Source organism: Novilysobacter selenitireducens (genome assembly GCF_020026895.1).
Lineage (GTDB): Bacteria > Pseudomonadota > Gammaproteobacteria > Xanthomonadales > Xanthomonadaceae > Lysobacter_C > Lysobacter_C selenitireducens.
Genome location: NZ_JAINZW010000001.1, coordinates 601,005 through 615,978 on the forward strand (window position 1 = coordinate 601,005; position 14,974 = coordinate 615,978).

The following is a 14,974-nucleotide window of genomic DNA, read 5'->3' on the forward strand; positions in this document are numbered from 1 at the left end:
ACGGCGCCTGACAAGACCGAGGCCGCCAGTGGCGGCCCCGGGTCGGATCGTTACTTCAGTGCCTTGAACCGCAGCCGGTGCGGACCGGCGTCGTCGCCGAGGCGGCGCTTCTTGTCTTCCTCGTATTCGCGGTAGTTGCCCTGGAAGAACTCCACGTGGCTGTCGCCCTCGAAGGCGAGGATGTGCGTGGCGATGCGGTCCAAGAACCAGCGGTCATGGCTGATCACGAACGTGTTGCCGGGGAACTCCAGCAGCGCGTCTTCCAGCGCGCGCAGCGTCTCGATGTCCAGGTCATTGGACGGTTCGTCCAGCAGCAGCACGTTGCCGCCTTGCAGCAGCGTCTTGGCCATGTGCAGGCGGCCGCGCTCACCGCCCGACAGGCTGCCGACCATCTTCTGCTGGTCCTGGCCCTTGAAGTTGAAGCGGCCGATGTAGGCGCGCGACTGGATCTCGATGCCGTTGATGTTGAGGATGTCCAGGCCGCCGGAGACTTCCTGGAACACGTTGTGGTCGCCCTCGAGCTTGTCGCGGCTCTGGTCGACGTACGCCAGCTTCACGGTCGAGCCGATGTCGATCGAACCCGAATCCGGCGTTTCCTTGCCGGTGATCATCTTGAACAGCGTCGACTTGCCGGCGCCGTTGGGGCCGATGATGCCGACGATCGCGCCCGGCGGGACCGAGAACGACAGGTCGTCGATCAGCAGGCGGTCGCCGAAGGACTTGGTGACGTTCTTGAACTCGATGACCTTCTGGCCCAGGCGCTCGCCCGGCGGGATGAAGATCTCGTTGGTCTCGTTGCGCTTCTGGTAGTCGACCGCCTGCAGCTCCTCGATGCGGGCCAGGCGGGCCTTGCCCTTGGAGCGGCCGCCCTTGGCGTTGCTGCGCGCCCACTCCAGTTCCTTGGCGATGGCCTTCTGCCGCGCCTTCTCGCCGGCCTCTTCGCGCTTGAGGCGGTCTTCCTTCTGCACCAGCCACTCGGTGTAGTTGCCCTTCCACGGGATGCCGCGGCCGCGGTCGAGCTCCAGGATCCACTCGGCGGCGTTGTCCAGGAAGTAGCGGTCATGCGTCACCGCCACCACGGTGCCGGTGTAACGGGCCAGGAACTGCTCCAGCCACTCCACCGACTCGGCGTCCAGGTGGTTGGTCGGTTCGTCGAGCAGCAGCATGTCCGGCTTGCTCAGCAGCAGGCGGCACAGCGCGACGCGGCGCTTCTCGCCGCCCGACAGCGGGCCGATCTTGGCGTCCCACGGCGGGATGCGCAGGGCATCGGCGGCGACTTCCAGCTGCTGCTCCAGCAGGTGGGCGTCGTTGGTCGCCAGGATCGCCTCCAGGCGCTGCTGCTCGGCGGCCAGCTTGTCGAAGTCGGCGCCTTCCTCGGCGTAGGCGGCATACACGGCGTCGAGCGCGGCCTGGGCCTGCATGACCTCGCCGACGCCTTCCTCCACCGCTTCGCGCACGGTCTTGTCCGGGTCCAGCTGCGGTTCCTGCGCCAGGTAGCCGACCTTGATGCCGGCCTGCGGGCGCGCCTCGCCCGAGAAGTCGGTGTCCACGCCGGCCATGATCTTCAGCACGGTCGACTTGCCGGCGCCGTTGAGGCCCAGCAGGCCGATCTTGGCGCCCGGGAAGAAGGACAGCGAGATGTCCTTGATGATCTGGCGCTTCGGCGGCACGGTTTTGCTGACGCCGTTCATGGTGTAGATGTATTGCGACATGGGGGCTCCGCAGGCGGACGGCGACGTCCCGGCGGGCGGGACATCGCAAATGGATCGGGATAGCCGGCCATTATACGGGCCGGCCGGCACGCGGTCCGGGCCTTGGGGTCGGGCGTTCATCCGGGCGTGCCTTGCCCCGTTCGGGCGGGTGGGGTGATGCGGGCGGGAGCCGCCCGGCTGACGTGCACCGGTCCGGGCTAAACTCGCAGGCCTTCCCACCAGCCCCCGGAGCGCCGATGTTCCCGCGCGATGCACGTATCGAAGGTTTCGACCCCGAACTGGCCCAGGCCATCAGCGACGAGCGCCGCCGCCAGGAGGACCACGTCGAGCTGATCGCCAGCGAGAACTACGCCAGCCCGCGCGTGCTGGAGGCCCAGGGCAGCGTGCTGACCAACAAGTACGCGGAAGGCTACCCGGGCAAGCGCTACTACGGCGGCTGCGAGTACGTCGATGTCGCCGAGCAACTGGCGATCGACCGGGTCAAGGAACTCTTCGGAGCAGGCTCCACGGAAGGGATGTACGCCAACGTGCAGCCGCATTCCGGCAGCCAGGCCAACCAGGCCGTGTACCTGGCGCTGCTGCAGCCGGGCGACACCATCCTGGGCATGAGTCTGGCCCACGGCGGCCACCTGACCCACGGCGCCAAGGTCAATATCAGCGGGAAACTCTTTAACGCCGTGCAGTACGGCGTCAACGACCAGGGCCTGATCGACTACGACGAGGTCGAGCGCCTGGCCGTCGAGCACAAGCCGAAGATGGTGGTCGCAGGCTTCTCGGCCTACTCGCAGAAGATCGACTGGGCGCGCTTCCGCGCCATCGCCGACAAGGTCGACGCGCTGCTGTTCGTCGACATGGCGCACGTTGCCGGGCTGGTGGCCGCGGGCGTTTACCCGAACCCGCTGCCGCACGCGCACGTGGTGACCTCCACCACCCACAAGACGCTGCGCGGCCCGCGCGGCGGCATCATCGTCGCCAAGGACCCGTCCGAGGACCTGGTCAAGAAGCTGCAGTCGATCGTGTTCCCGGGCATCCAGGGCGGCCCGCTGATGCACGTCATCGCCGCCAAGGCCGTGGCCTTCAAGGAGGCGCTGGAGCCGGAGTTCAAGGCCTACCAGCAGCAGGTCGTGAAGAACGCGCAGGCGATGGCCAACACGATCATCGACCGCGGGTACAAGATCGTGTCCGGCGGCACCGAGAACCACCTGATGCTGGTGGACATGATCGGCAAGGGCATCACTGGCAAGGCGGCCGAAGCCGCGCTCGGCCGCGCCCACATCACCGTCAACAAGAACGCCGTGCCGAACGACCCGCAGAAGCCGTTCGTGACCTCGGGCCTGCGCCTGGGCACGCCGGCAGTGACCACGCGCGGCTACGTCGAAGCCGATTGCGTCGACCTGGCCAACTGGATCTGCGACGTGCTGGACGCACCGGAAGACGAGGCGGTGATCGCCCGCGTGCGCGACGCGGTGACGGCGCAGTGCGCGAAGTATCCGGTGTACGGATAAGCGACGTTGCACTGTCCCTTCTGCCAGCACACCGACACGCGCGTGATCGATTCGCGCGTGTCCGACGACGGCGCGACGATCCGGCGGCGACGCGTGTGCGAGGCGTGTGGCGAGCGGTTCTCGACGCTTGAAACCATCGAGCTGAAGCTGCCGGCGATCATCAAGTCCGACGGCCGGCGCGAGCCGTTCGACGCGCGCAAGCTGCGGCACGGCTTCGACCGCGCGTTGCAGAAGCGCCCCGTGTCGGAGGAGCAGATCGAGGCGGCGGTGCGCGCGGTGGTGCACCAGCTGCGCATGACCGCCGAGCGCGAGCTGGCATCGCTGCGCGTGGGCGAGTTCGTGATGGCCGAGCTGCGCAAGCTCGACCACGTCGCCTACGTCCGGTTCGCCTCGGTCTACCGCGCGTTCGAGGACGTCGCCGACTTCCGCGAGGAGCTCGACCGCCTGGAAAGCGACAGTGCCGGCGAGGGCCAGTTGCCGCTGCTCGACGATGCCGCGCCACGGACGAAGGGCCGGCGGCGGTAAGCGAATCGTTGTCATCCCGGCCGTAGCAAGGGATCTGCTGCCGGCGGGGGGGTTGAATCAGGTCCCACATTGCGTTCGGGACGACAAGGGCGCGGAGGTGTGAGCCGCCACCGGTCGCCGATCCCGTACGCCGTCCACCCGCCGGGAGTCCCATGTCCGCGTCCACGCCACCCGTTTTCTCCGCCACCGACCACCTGCACATGGCCCGCGCGCTGCGCCTGGCCGAACGCGGGGCGTGGACGACGCGCCCCAATCCGATGGTCGGGTGCGTGGTCGCGCACGGCGAGGAGGTGGTGGGCGAGGGCTGGCACGTGCGCGCCGGCGAGCCGCACGCCGAGGTGCTGGCGCTGCAGGCCGCCGCCGGCCGCGCGAAGGGCGCCACCGCCTACGTCACGCTGGAGCCGTGCGCGCACACCGGCAGGACCGGGCCGTGCGCACACGCGCTGATCGACGCGGGCGTGGGGCGCGTGGTCGCGGCGATGCGCGACCCGTTTCCGCAGGTCGATGGCGCCGGGTTCGATGCGCTTCGCGAGGCCGGCATCGAGGTCGCCAGCGGGCTGATGGAGCCGCAGGCGCGCGCGCTCAACCGCGGCTTCCTGTCGCGGATCGAACGCGGCCGGCCGTGGGTGCGGGTGAAGCTCGCCACCAGCCTGGACGGGCGCAGCGCGCTGGCCAGCGGCGACTCCAAATGGATCAGCTGCGAGGCCTCGCGCGCCGACGTCATGCGCTGGCGCGCGCGCGCCGGGGCCATCGTCACCGGCGCGGGCACGGTGCTGGCCGACGACCCGGCTTTGACCGTCCGTTTGGGTGACGGCGAAACCGACCGCGACTTCGTGCCGCCGCTGCGCGTGGTGCTCGACCCCGGACTTGCCACCACGGCGCGCGGCCGCGTGCGCGAAGGCGACGCGCCCACGCTCTACATCCACGCGCCGGACGCCAAGGCGACGCGCGGCATGAGCGCCCAGGCCGCCGCGGTCGAGGTGCGCGCCGGGCGCTTCGACCTGCACGCCGTCTTGCGCGTGCTGGCCGAGCGCCAGGTCAACGAGGTGCAGGTGGAGGCGGGCGCCACCTTGGCGGGTGGCTTCATGGAGGCCGGCCTGGTCGACGAACTGCTGCTCTATGTCGCGCCCGTGCTGCTGGGCCCCGAGGCGCGGCCGATGTTCGGCGGGCTGGATATCGATTCGATGACCCAGCGCATGCAGCTGAAGATCGTCGAGACGCGCCGTGTCGGCGAGGACCTGCGGCTGCTGCTGCAACCGGTGGCCGCGCCGGCATGAGCCACATCCGGCAGGGAGGCCGTCACGGATGAAGAACCGAAGCAATCGACCGCCCGTGCTGGTCTGGGTGATGCTGGTGTTGGTGGTAGGCCTGCTGGCCGGCGGCTGCGCTTGGCGGATCGTCGAGTCCGGCCGCGCCGACACGTTGCCGGGCATTGCACTCGCGGTGCTGGGCGCCGCGCTGCCGGTCGCTATCGCGCTTGCGGCCGTCCTGCTTGCGTCGCGCAAGCGCCGCGGGCGGCGTGACTGACGTGGCATGCATCGCCACGTGGATGAGGTAACGGACATGACGCAAGGGACGTTCCCCGACCACTTCTCCGGCGTCGCCGATGCCTACGCGGCGGCGCGCCCCGAATACCCCGACGCCCTGTTCGACGCGCTGGCCGCCGTGGTGCCGGCCGACGCGACGGTGTGGGAGCCGGGCTGCGGCAGCGGGCAGGCAACGCGTGGGCTGGCGGCGCGCTTTGCCCATGTGCATGCCACCGACCCCAGCGCCGAGCAGGTCGCCTGGCACTGGGCGCACGGCGATACGTCGGGCCGCGTGACCGTGTCGGTCGAGCCCGGCGAGCGCACCCCGCTGGCGGACGGCAGCGTCGGGCTGGTGGCGGTGGCGCAGGCGCTGCACTGGTTCGACCGGCCGCGCTTCTTTGCCGAATGCGAACGCGTGCTGGCGCCGGGCGGCGTGCTGGCCGCGTGGGGCTACCCGGATTTCCTACCACCGGAAAGCATGGCGGACGCAGTGGCGGCCTACCGGGCACAGATCGAGCCACACTGGCCACCCGAGCGGGTGGAGGTCGACTCGCACTACGCCGGCTACGACTGGCCCTTTGCCGCGCTGCCGGCGCCTTCGTTGTGGCTTGAGGCGGAGTGGTCGCTGCCGCGCTTCCTACGCTACCTGTCGAGCAGCTCGGCCAGCGCACGCTGCCGCGCGGCCACCGGGGACGACCCCGTGGCGCGGCACGCCGCGGCGCTGTCGGCGGCATGGGGCGACACGGACGAGGCGCGGACCATCACCTGGCCGCTGTTCCTGCACCTTCGTCGCAAGGCCTGAGCCCGCGCCCGCCGCCCGCGATTTAAACTCCGGGCCCCCGAAGCACGGAGTACCGCGATGTTCACAGGCCTGATTGAAGGCGTCGGCCGACTGGCGTCGCGCGAGGCGCGCGGCGGTGACGCGCGGCTGCGTATCGACGCCGGCACGCTGCCGTTCGAGGACGTGCAACTGGGCGAGAGCATCGCGGTCAACGGCGTGTGCCTGACGGTGGTCGCGTTCGACGGTGCGGGTTTCGACGCCGATGCATCGACCGAAACCCTGGGCCTGACGACGCTCGGTGCGTTGCCGCCCGGGCGCGCGGTCAACCTCGAGCGCGCGATGCGACCCACCGACCGCCTCGGCGGGCACATGGTCAGCGGCCACGTCGATGGCGTCGGCCGCGTCGCGTCCGTGCACGAGGACGCCCGCGCCCAGCGCTGGCACTTCGAGGCGCCGCCGTCGGTGCTGCGCTATATCGCCACCAAGGGCTCGATCTGCGTGGACGGCGTCAGCCTGACGGTCAATGCCGTGGACGAGGCCGAGTTCGAGGTCGCGCTGGTGCCGCACACGGTGGCGCATACGGCCTTCGGCCAGACGGCCGTGGGCGATGCGGTCAACCTGGAGGTCGACCTGGTCGCGCGTTACGTGGAGCGCCTGCTGCAGTCACGCGGCTGAACATCGCGTCTGATCCGGCCCGGAACGCTGCATTGCGGTCGCCCCGGCGGGCGTGGGGCGGGGCAGGGCGTAAAATGCCGGCCCCTGTCGACCCGCGGTCCGCGCCATGCCCTTCAGCCCCATCCCCGAACTGCTCGAGGAGATCCGCGCCGGCCGCATGGTCGTGATCGTCGACGACGAGGACCGCGAGAACGAGGGCGACCTGATCATGGCCGCCGAGCTGGTCAAGCCGTCGGACATCAACTTCATGGTGACCCACGCGCGCGGGCTGGTCTGCCTGTCGCTGATCCGCGACCGCTGCCGGCAGCTGGGCCTGCCGCCGATGGTCCGCGACAACACCTCGCAGCACCACACCAACTTCACCGTCAGCATCGAGGCCGCCGAGGGCGTCACCACCGGCATCAGTGCCTACGACCGCGCCCACACCATCCGCACGGCGGTGCGGCCGGATGCCTCGCCGTCGGACCTCAACCAGCCCGGCCACATCTTCCCGCTGATGGCCCAGCCGGGCGGCGTGCTCAACCGCGCCGGCCACACCGAAGCGGCGGCCGACCTCGCGCTGCTGGCGGGGCTGGAGCCGGCCGGCGTGCTGGTGGAGATCCTCAACCCCGACGGCTCGATGGCGCGGCGCCCGGAGCTGGAAGCGTTCGCCGCCGAGCACGGGCTGAAGATCGGCTCGATCGAAGCGCTGATCCGGCACCGGCTGGAAACCGAGCACACGGTCGAGCGCGTCGATGCGCGCGGGATCGAGACCGAGCAGGGCCCGTTCCAGCTGGTGACCTACCGCGACCGCCTCAGCCACGGCCTGCACTTCGCGCTGGTGCGCGGCACGCCCGACAAGGCCGAGCCGACGCTGGTGCGCGTGCACGTGCAGAACCCGCTGGCCGACGCGCTGCACTGGCGCCGCCCGGACTTCGGCCCGGCCGTGGGCGAGGTGCTGGCCTCGATCGCCGCCGAGGGCCGCGGCGCGCTGGTGCTGCTGGGCGACAACGCCAACGCCGATGCGCTGCTGGCCCGCATCCAGGCGCCGGTGCAGCCCGACGACGAGCCCGCCCCGGGCCACGCCCTGGCCGAGTGGCGCCGCAACGGCGCCGGCGCGCAGATCCTGGCCGACCTGGGGCTGGGGCGCCTGCGCGTGCTTGGCACGCCGCGCAAGCAGGTCGGCCTGGCCGGGTACGGTCTGGAAGTCGTCGAGTACGTCGCGCTCTGAGGTGCCGCAGGCCTCGCCTGCGGGGGCGCAGGGCCGGGCCACGCCGAGCCCCGGCCCCGAGCCGGCTACACTAGCGCCCCCCGCCGAGACCCGATTCCCATGCCCCATATCGAAGGCGACCTGCGCCGCCCCGCCGGCGCGCGCTACGCCATCATCGCCAGCCGCTGGAACCCGCGAATCACCGATACGCTGGTGGCCGGCGCGCGCAAGACCTTCGCCGAGCACGGCGTGGACGACGCCGCGGTCGACGTGGTCCGGGTGCCGGGTGCGTGGGAAATCCCGGTGGTCGCCGGCCGCCTGGCGCGCAGCGGCGACCATGCAGCGATCGTCGCGCTGGGCTGCGTGGTGCGCGGCGACACGCGCCATTTCGAGCAGGTCGCCGACGGATGTTCGGACGGGCTGATGCGGGTCGCGCTGGACACCGGCGTGCCGGTCGCCAACGGGGTGCTGGCGGTGGACCGGTTCGAGGATGCCGAGGCGCGTGCCGGCGGCAGCCATGGCAACAAGGGCGAGGAGGCCGCGCTGGTCGTGATCGAGATGAGCCACCTGATGCAGCAACTGCCGGAGGTGGCGCGATGAACCGCCGCCGCCCCGACGGCGTCGACCCCGTCGCCCGCTCCCGTGCGCGCCGCCGCGCGCTGCAGGCCGTGTACGCCTGGCAGATGTCGGGCACCGGCGCGCGCGAAGTGATCGCACAGTTCGCCCACGAGCAGGCCAAGGAGCCGGCCGACCTCGCGTATTTCGAGGACCTGGTGCGCGGCGTCGACGAACACCGCAAGGACCTGGACGCCGCACTGGCGCCATTCCTGGACCGCGACATCGAGCAGGTCGACGCGATCGAGCGCGCCGTCCTGCGCCTGGCCGCCTACGAGCTGCGCCACCGCCCGGACGTGCCCTACCGCGTCGTGATCAACGAGGCCATCGAGATCGCCAAGCGCTTCGGCGCCGAGCACGGTCACACCTACGTCAACGGCGTGCTGGACCACGCCGCCGCCGACTGGCGTTCGGTCGAGGTCGGCGCCGGGCGATAGCTTTCGCTCCCTCCCCTGCATGGCAGGGGAGGGAGCCAAGTCAAGAATCCGGCACGCCGCAGGGAACGGCCTTGGAATTCGACCTGATCCAACGCATCCGCCAGCGCGCCACCACCCGCGACGACGTGGTGCTGGGCATCGGCGACGACGCTGCGCTGCTGCAACCGCCGGCGGGCCGCCAGCTGGTCGTGGCCATGGACACGCTCAATGCCGGCGTGCATTTCCCGGTCGATACCGCGCCCGCCGACATCGGCTGGAAGGCGCTTGCCGTCAACCTGTCTGACCTCGCCGCCATGGGCGCGGAGCCGGCGTGGTGCACGCTGTCGTTGTCGTTGCCCGACGCTGACGCTGCATGGGTCGACGGCTTCCTCGACGGATTCCTGGAGCTGGCGGACCGTCACCGCGTGTCACTGGTGGGCGGCGATACCACCCGCGGCCCACTGTCGGTGTGCGTCACGATGCACGGCTTCGTCGAGCCCGGCCGCGCGTTGCGCCGCGACGGCGCACACGCCGGCGAAGATGTCTGGGTGACCGGTACGCTCGGCGATGCCGCCGCGGCGTTGTCGCTCCTGCTCCCTCTCCCTCCGGGAGAGGGCCGGGGTGAGGGTCCGGCGAAGGGGTCAACACCCCAAGCGGTCGTCGCACGTCCCGACCTCGAACCCTCACCCCAACCCCTCTCCCGGGGGGAGAGGGGCTCGGTGGCCCAGGCCGCAGCATTGATGCAGCGCTTGCACCGCCCCACGCCACGCGCTGAGGCCGGACTCGCGCTCGTCGACATTGCCCACGCCGCCATCGACATCTCCGACGGGCTGCTCGCGGACGTTGGCCACATCGCGCGCGCGAGCGGCGTGTCGATCCACATCGACGCGGACGTCCTGCCGACCTCCGACCCGTTGCGGGCGACCTTCGGCACGGAGGTGCGACGTGCCCTGCAGGCCACCGGCGGCGACGACTACGAGCTTTGCTTCACCGCGCCCGTGCACGCGCGCGATCGGATCGCCTCACTGGCCTCCAGCTTGGGCCTGGGGATCACCCGCATCGGTCGCGTCGAGGAAGGCGAAGGCACGCACGCGCATCTCGCCGACGGAACCGGGTGGCACCCCCGTCGCATCGGCTACTCGCATTTCGAGGGCTGACCTGCAGGTGCGACGCAAGTCGCGATCCGTATCCGGTCGGCGCCCAAGGGGCCGACCGCTCAAGCCAGCGGCAGCAGCTTCCCAGGGTTGAGGATGGCGTCGGGGTCGAACACCGCCTTGACCTGCCGCATCAGCGCGAGCGTTGGCGCGTCCACCGCCTGCGGCATGAAGTCGCGTTTGGCCAGGCCGATGCCGTGTTCGCCCGACAGCGTGCCGCCCAGCGAGATGGCAAGCGCGAACACCCGGGCCAGCGCCGCCTGGGCGCGCTGGGACTGCGACGCGTCGGCCGGGTCGTACATCAGGTTAACGTGCAAGTTGCCGTTGCCGGCGTGGCCGAAGCAGACGATCGGCAGGTCGAACTCGCGTGCCAGCACCTGCACCCCGTCGACCAGTTGCGGGATGCGCGATACCGGCACCACCACGTCCTCGTTGATCTTGCCCGGCGCCAACGTGCGCAGCGCCGGCGACAACGCCTTGCGCGCGGCCCACAGACGCGTGCGAGCGGTCTCGTCGGCAGCATCGTCCAGCGATACGAGGCCATCGCCACCGGCGGCGCGCATCAACGCTTCGATGTCGTGCGGCAGGCGGGCCGCGTCGCCGTCGGCCTCGATCATCAACAGCGCGCCAGCGTCCGGCGGCAAATCCGCGCCGCCGACGTCGCGTGCCAACCGCACCGCGTGCGCGTCCATGAACTCCAGCATCGATGGTGTCACCGGCTGCGCCATCAGCCGCGCCACGGCCTGGGCCGCGCTCGACACGTCCCGGTAGATCGCGCGCACCGCGCGCCGTGCGGGCGGCGCGGGCGTCAGGCGCAGGGTGGCTTCGACGATCAGCGCCAGCGTGCCCTCGCTGCCGACCAGAAGCCGGTGCAGGTCGAGCCCGGTCGAACCCTTGGTGGTGGCCGTGCCGCTGGTGATGAGCTCGCCGGCGCCGGTCACGGCTGTCAGTGCCAGCACGTTGTCGCGGCTGGCGCCGTACTTCACCGCCCGCGGACCGCCGGCATTGCAGGCGAGGTTGCCGCCGACGGTGCTGAACGCCGCGCTCGTGGGATCGGGTGGCCAGAACAGCCCGTGCGGCGCGAGTGCGGCCTGCAAGTCGCCGTTGAGCACGCCAGGCTCGACCACCGCGCAGCGGTCGCCCGGGCGGATGTCGATGATGCGGTCCATGTGCTCGAACGACACCACCACGCCGCCGTCGACCGGAACGGCCGCGCCGGTGGTGTTTGTGCCGCGGCCGCGGGCCACCACCGGCACGCGGTGGCGGCGGCAGGCGCGGACCAGCTCGAGCACCTGCGCGCGGGCGTGCGGTAGGACGACCGCATCGGGCAGCGCCTCGCGCCGGGAGTTGTCGTAGCCGTAGCCGACACGCTCGCCGGGGTCGGTGCGCAAGCCATCGCCGAGCAGGTCGGCAAGTTCGCGCAGCAGGGCCTCGGGCAGGGTCATGGTCGCGTCAGCAGTCGTCGGCGCGGAATGCATCGCGCAGCCAGTTCAATCGGGGCGCACCGGCATCACCCGAGGCTTCGACCACGTCGAAGCGGCACGATGCGTCGGCGTAGCGTGGGTGGGACTGCAGGAACGCCTGCGCCGCACGCACCAGCCGGCGCCGCTTGGCCGGCGTCACCGAGACAGCGCCGCCGCCGAACGCATCGTCATGGCGGTGGCGGACCTCGACGAACACCAGCGCCTCCGAGCGGCCGGTCGCGTCCCACATCACCAGGTCCAGTTCGCCGAAGCGGTAGCCGACGTTGCGCGCGATCTCGCGCAGGCCCGCGCGCTTCAGGTGCGCGCAGGCCGCGGCCTCGACCGCGGCCCCGGTGTCGCGTGTGTCAGCGCTCGGCACCGGCCAGCGGGACCTGGCGACCGCCGATGAAGGTCGACCATGCCGGCGTGCGCTGCACGTGGCCGAAGCCGTCGATGCGCAGCGTGCCGGTCGCGCCGTCGACGCGGCCGTCGGCACTCAGGGCGAGGTGTTCGAGGTAGGCGGTCAGCAGCCACGCATCGAAACCGAACGCGAACAGGCGCGCGCCGCCGCCCTTGGCGGTCGGCAGCGTCGCCGCCGCGCTCTCGACGCCGGGCAGGCCGCGGATGCTGCGGTTGTTCCAGGCGATGGTCGGGAACGCGATGCCGTCGAGCACGCTGTCCTCTTCGGCGTTGCCGGTGCCCGACAGCAGTTGCGAGGTCGCCACGCGCGGCTTGCCGGCCAGTCCGGCCATCGCCAGCTTCGGCACCACGCCGTGCGCGTCCTCGCCGCGCACGGCCAGGAACACCGCGTCGACGCCGCCGTCCTTCTGCGCGAACACCGAGAAGTCCTCGGTGCGCGAACCGACCACGTCGGTCACCACACCGCCACGCTCGGCCAGGCGCTCGCGCAAGGACGCGATGGCGCGCTGCTGGGTGTCGGACTCGCCGCCGACCGCGAGCACGCGCCGCGCGCCGCGGTCGAGGAGGTAATCGGCCGCCGCGACGCCTTCGTCTTCCGGCGACAACGCGAAGCTGGCGTTGCCCGCCGGCGGCGCGACGGTGCCGCGGTTGAGTGCCAGCACCGGCACCTGCAGCGTGCCGCGTCCGAACAGCGCGTCCACTTCGTCGCGCCCAAGCGGGCCGACCACGAAGTCATGGCCGCCGGCTACCGCGCGGTCGTACGCCGACAAGGTGCCGCCGGCGGTGCCGTGGGTGTCGATGAAGGTGATCTCGGGGCGACGCCGGCGCTCGCCGTAGTAGCCGGCCAGCAGGCCGTCGCGGACCGGCGATGCGGCCGTTGCCAGGTCGCCCGACAACGGCAGGAGCACGGCCAGGCGCATCGGCGGGCGATAGCCATCACTGTCGGCCGGCGGACGGTTGCCGGCATCGAACTGCCACTGCACCCGGTCGAAAGGACGGGGCAGCGGCAGCCCGCGACGCAGCAGTGCGCGCCCGGCGTAGTTGTAGAGCGGGTCGCCCTCGGGCATGGCCGCGGCTTCGCGCGCCAGCGTTTCGTCGTCCAGCTGCGAGAGCAGGGTGTCGATCCGCGCTTCGGTCCGGGTCCTTTCGGTGCCGGCCTGGCCGGCGGCATCACGCGCCAGTTGCGAAGCCTCGGCGATCACCGGGCTCTGCACCACCGGCTCGGGCGCGGGTGCGGTGCGGGTGGCGACCGTGCCGCAACCGGCGACCAGTCCCAGCACCAGTGCGGCCAGCACCGTGCGCACGGCGAGCGGGGTAGCGCGTGTCATCGAAGGGCTCATCGGCAACCGTCGCCTCGGGGGCGTTTGCGTGAAAGGGGTACGATTCTACCCATCCCCCACGTGGAGGCACGATGCAGACAGGCGCACCGCCAAAGGCCGGCACGTTGTACGTCGTCGCCACCCCGATCGGCCACCTGGGCGACCTGTCTGTCCGCGCGCTGGAAACGCTGCGCACCGTCGACGCGATCTGCGCCGAGGACACGCGCCACACGCGGCAGTTGCTGTCGCACTTCGGCTTGGAGCGTCCGCTGCTGGCGCTGCACGAGCACAACGAGGACGCGCAGGCCGCATCCCTGGTGCGGCGGCTCGCGGAAGGCGAGTCGCTGGCACTGGTGTCGGATGCCGGCACGCCGCTGGTCAGCGACCCGGGCTATCGGCTGGTGCGCGCCGCGCGCGCGGCCGGGCTGCGGGTGTCGCCGGTGCCGGGTGCGTGCGCGGCCATCGCCGCGCTGAGCGTGGCCGGCCTGCCGTCGGACCGGTTCGTATTCGAGGGCTTTCTTCCCGCGAAGGGGGCGGCCCGGCGCGACCGGCTGGCACGCCTGGTGTCGGAACCGCGTACGTTGCTGTTCTACGAGTCGGGACACCGGATCGAGGATTCGCTGGCCGACATGGCCGCCGCGTTCGGACCCGAGCGCCCCGCGGTGCTGGCACGCGAGCTGACGAAGCTGTTCGAAACCGTGCTGGGCGAGACACTGGGCGAGCTGGTCGAGCAGGTCGGCGCCGACCCCAACCAGCGCAAGGGCGAGTTCGTGGTGATGGTGCAGGGCGCCGGCGAGGATGCCGATGCGCGCATCTCCGAAGGCCGGCGTGTGTATGCGACGTTGAGCACCCACCTGCCGCCGTCGACGGCAGCCAAGCTTGCCGCCGAGTTGACCGGTGCGCCCCGCAAGGCGCTTTACGGGGGTGACGCGGGAATGGGCAACAGGGAATAAGGAAGGTCGGGTACGCCCCGGCATGCCAGCGCGTTCAGCCCACTGAACCGGATTGCCGTATCCGCCGCGTTGGCGCACGCGCTCCCGTACAATCGCTGCCGGCGGAGTCGGCCAGGCAGCCGCGTCATGCGCAAGCATGCCGAGGAAAGTCCGGGCTCCACAGGGCACGGTGCCAGGTAACGCCTGGGCGGCGAGAGCCGACGGAAAGTGCAACAGAGAGTAGACCGCCGAACGGTTCCTTCGGGGATGCGTGGCAAGGGTGAAACGGTGCGGTAAGAGCGCACCGCGAGTCTGGCAACAGACCGGCACGGCAAACCCCACCGGGAGCAAGACCAAATAGGGAGGCAATGCCGCGGCCCGCGGTGCCTCCGGGTAGGTTGCTTGAGCGTCGCGGCGACGCGGCGCCTAGAGGAATGGCTGCCCACGACAGAACCCGGCTTATCGGCCGGCTCCGCCACCTTTTGTCGATATAGCGGCCCGGATGCGCGCAGCACGTCCGGGTGTTTACGTGAGCGCTGGGCCGGACGCCGCCGCACGAAGCAGCGGGACGCCGGTGGGCCCCTCCTGTAGGAGCGGCTTCAGCCGCGATCCGCCGCATCCCCCCCGTTCAGCCCATTGCGGACGACGTCGACCGCGACGCCGGGCGCGTCGCCGCCGACCGTGCTGCGGCGCACCAACGTCACCGGCCGATTCCCGTGAATGCCACGTGACGGCATCGAAG

Annotated in this window: 15 protein-coding genes and 1 other RNA gene; 12 read left to right on the forward strand and 4 right to left on the reverse strand. The window is 71.2% G+C overall.

Going from position 1 to position 14,974, the window contains the following annotated elements; genetic code table 11:
- Positions 1–50: 50 nt before the first annotated feature.
- Complete coding sequence (ettA, locus tag K6753_RS02690; protein WP_223674631.1) at positions 51–1,712, reverse strand: energy-dependent translational throttle protein EttA; 1,662 nt, start codon at positions 1,710–1,712, stop codon at positions 51–53.
- Between the two features lie 236 nt (positions 1,713–1,948).
- Between ettA and glyA the strand changes: the two genes are divergently transcribed.
- The 10 genes from glyA to thiL all read left to right on the forward strand — a co-directional run bounded on the left by glyA (position 1,949) and on the right by thiL (position 10,101).
- On the forward strand, positions 1,949–3,217 hold the full coding sequence (gene glyA / locus K6753_RS02695) for a serine hydroxymethyltransferase (RefSeq protein WP_223674632.1): 1,269 nt from the start codon (positions 1,949–1,951) through the stop codon (positions 3,215–3,217).
- Between the two features lie 6 nt (positions 3,218–3,223).
- Positions 3,224–3,742 (forward strand): transcriptional regulator NrdR, encoded by a 519-nt coding sequence (gene nrdR / locus K6753_RS02700; protein ID WP_223674633.1) that lies wholly within the window; start codon positions 3,224–3,226, stop codon positions 3,740–3,742.
- Between the two features lie 152 nt (positions 3,743–3,894).
- Positions 3,895–5,019, forward strand: coding sequence for a bifunctional diaminohydroxyphosphoribosylaminopyrimidine deaminase/5-amino-6-(5-phosphoribosylamino)uracil reductase RibD (gene ribD / locus K6753_RS02705; RefSeq protein ID WP_223674634.1), 1,125 nt, complete (start codon positions 3,895–3,897; stop codon positions 5,017–5,019).
- A gap of 28 nt (positions 5,020–5,047) precedes the next feature.
- Positions 5,048–5,269, forward strand: a complete 222-nt coding sequence (locus K6753_RS02710; RefSeq protein ID WP_223674635.1) for a hypothetical protein — start codon at positions 5,048–5,050, stop codon at positions 5,267–5,269.
- 36 nt (positions 5,270–5,305) lie between these two features.
- On the forward strand, positions 5,306–6,070 hold the full coding sequence (locus K6753_RS02715; RefSeq protein WP_223674636.1) for a class I SAM-dependent methyltransferase: 765 nt from the start codon (positions 5,306–5,308) through the stop codon (positions 6,068–6,070).
- 57 nt (positions 6,071–6,127) lie between these two features.
- Positions 6,128–6,724 carry a riboflavin synthase gene (locus K6753_RS02720; RefSeq protein ID WP_223674637.1) on the forward strand — a complete coding sequence of 199 codons (597 nt, stop codon included), beginning with the start codon at positions 6,128–6,130 and terminating at the stop codon, positions 6,722–6,724.
- Positions 6,725–6,830: 106 nt separating this feature from the next.
- Positions 6,831–7,934, forward strand: a complete 1,104-nt coding sequence (gene ribB, locus K6753_RS02725; protein ID WP_223674638.1) for a 3,4-dihydroxy-2-butanone-4-phosphate synthase — start codon at positions 6,831–6,833, stop codon at positions 7,932–7,934.
- Between the two features lie 99 nt (positions 7,935–8,033).
- Entirely contained in the window at positions 8,034–8,513 is a 480-nt protein-coding gene (gene ribH / locus K6753_RS02730; protein ID WP_223674639.1) for a 6,7-dimethyl-8-ribityllumazine synthase, read from the forward strand.
- Positions 8,510–8,965 (forward strand): transcription antitermination factor NusB, encoded by a 456-nt coding sequence (gene nusB / locus K6753_RS02735; protein WP_223674640.1) that lies wholly within the window; start codon positions 8,510–8,512, stop codon positions 8,963–8,965. The genes ribH and nusB overlap by 4 nt, the downstream gene beginning before the upstream one ends.
- Positions 8,966–9,036: 71 nt before the next feature.
- Positions 9,037–10,101: a thiamine-phosphate kinase gene (gene thiL / locus K6753_RS02740; protein ID WP_223674641.1), complete on the forward strand. Its 1,065-nt coding sequence runs from the start codon at positions 9,037–9,039 to the stop codon at positions 10,099–10,101.
- A 59-nt stretch (positions 10,102–10,160) separates the two neighbouring features.
- Here the strand turns inward: thiL and K6753_RS02745 are convergent, their stop codons facing one another.
- Genes K6753_RS02745 through K6753_RS02755 form a run of 3 tightly spaced genes read right to left on the reverse strand, consistent with a single transcriptional unit; the run spans position 10,161 to position 13,309 of the window.
- On the reverse strand, positions 10,161–11,576 hold the full coding sequence (locus tag K6753_RS02745) for an FAD-binding oxidoreductase (RefSeq protein WP_425492043.1): 1,416 nt from the start codon (positions 11,574–11,576) through the stop codon (positions 10,161–10,163).
- Positions 11,551–11,940 (reverse strand): YraN family protein, encoded by a 390-nt coding sequence (locus tag K6753_RS02750; RefSeq protein WP_223674643.1) that lies wholly within the window; start codon positions 11,938–11,940, stop codon positions 11,551–11,553. The genes K6753_RS02745 and K6753_RS02750 overlap by 26 nt, the downstream gene beginning before the upstream one ends.
- Positions 11,927–13,309: a penicillin-binding protein activator gene (locus K6753_RS02755; protein WP_223674644.1), complete on the reverse strand. Its 1,383-nt coding sequence runs from the start codon at positions 13,307–13,309 to the stop codon at positions 11,927–11,929. The genes K6753_RS02750 and K6753_RS02755 overlap by 14 nt, the downstream gene beginning before the upstream one ends.
- A gap of 83 nt (positions 13,310–13,392) precedes the next feature.
- On the opposite strand from K6753_RS02755, the gene rsmI reads away from it, so the two are divergent.
- Both rsmI and rnpB read left to right on the forward strand, forming a co-directional pair.
- Complete coding sequence (gene rsmI / locus K6753_RS02760; protein WP_223674645.1) at positions 13,393–14,253, forward strand: 16S rRNA (cytidine(1402)-2'-O)-methyltransferase; 861 nt, start codon at positions 13,393–13,395, stop codon at positions 14,251–14,253.
- 103 nt (positions 14,254–14,356) lie between these two features.
- Positions 14,357–14,710: RNase P RNA component class A (gene rnpB, locus K6753_RS02765), an RNA gene on the forward strand.
- Positions 14,711–14,974 lie beyond the last annotated feature (264 nt).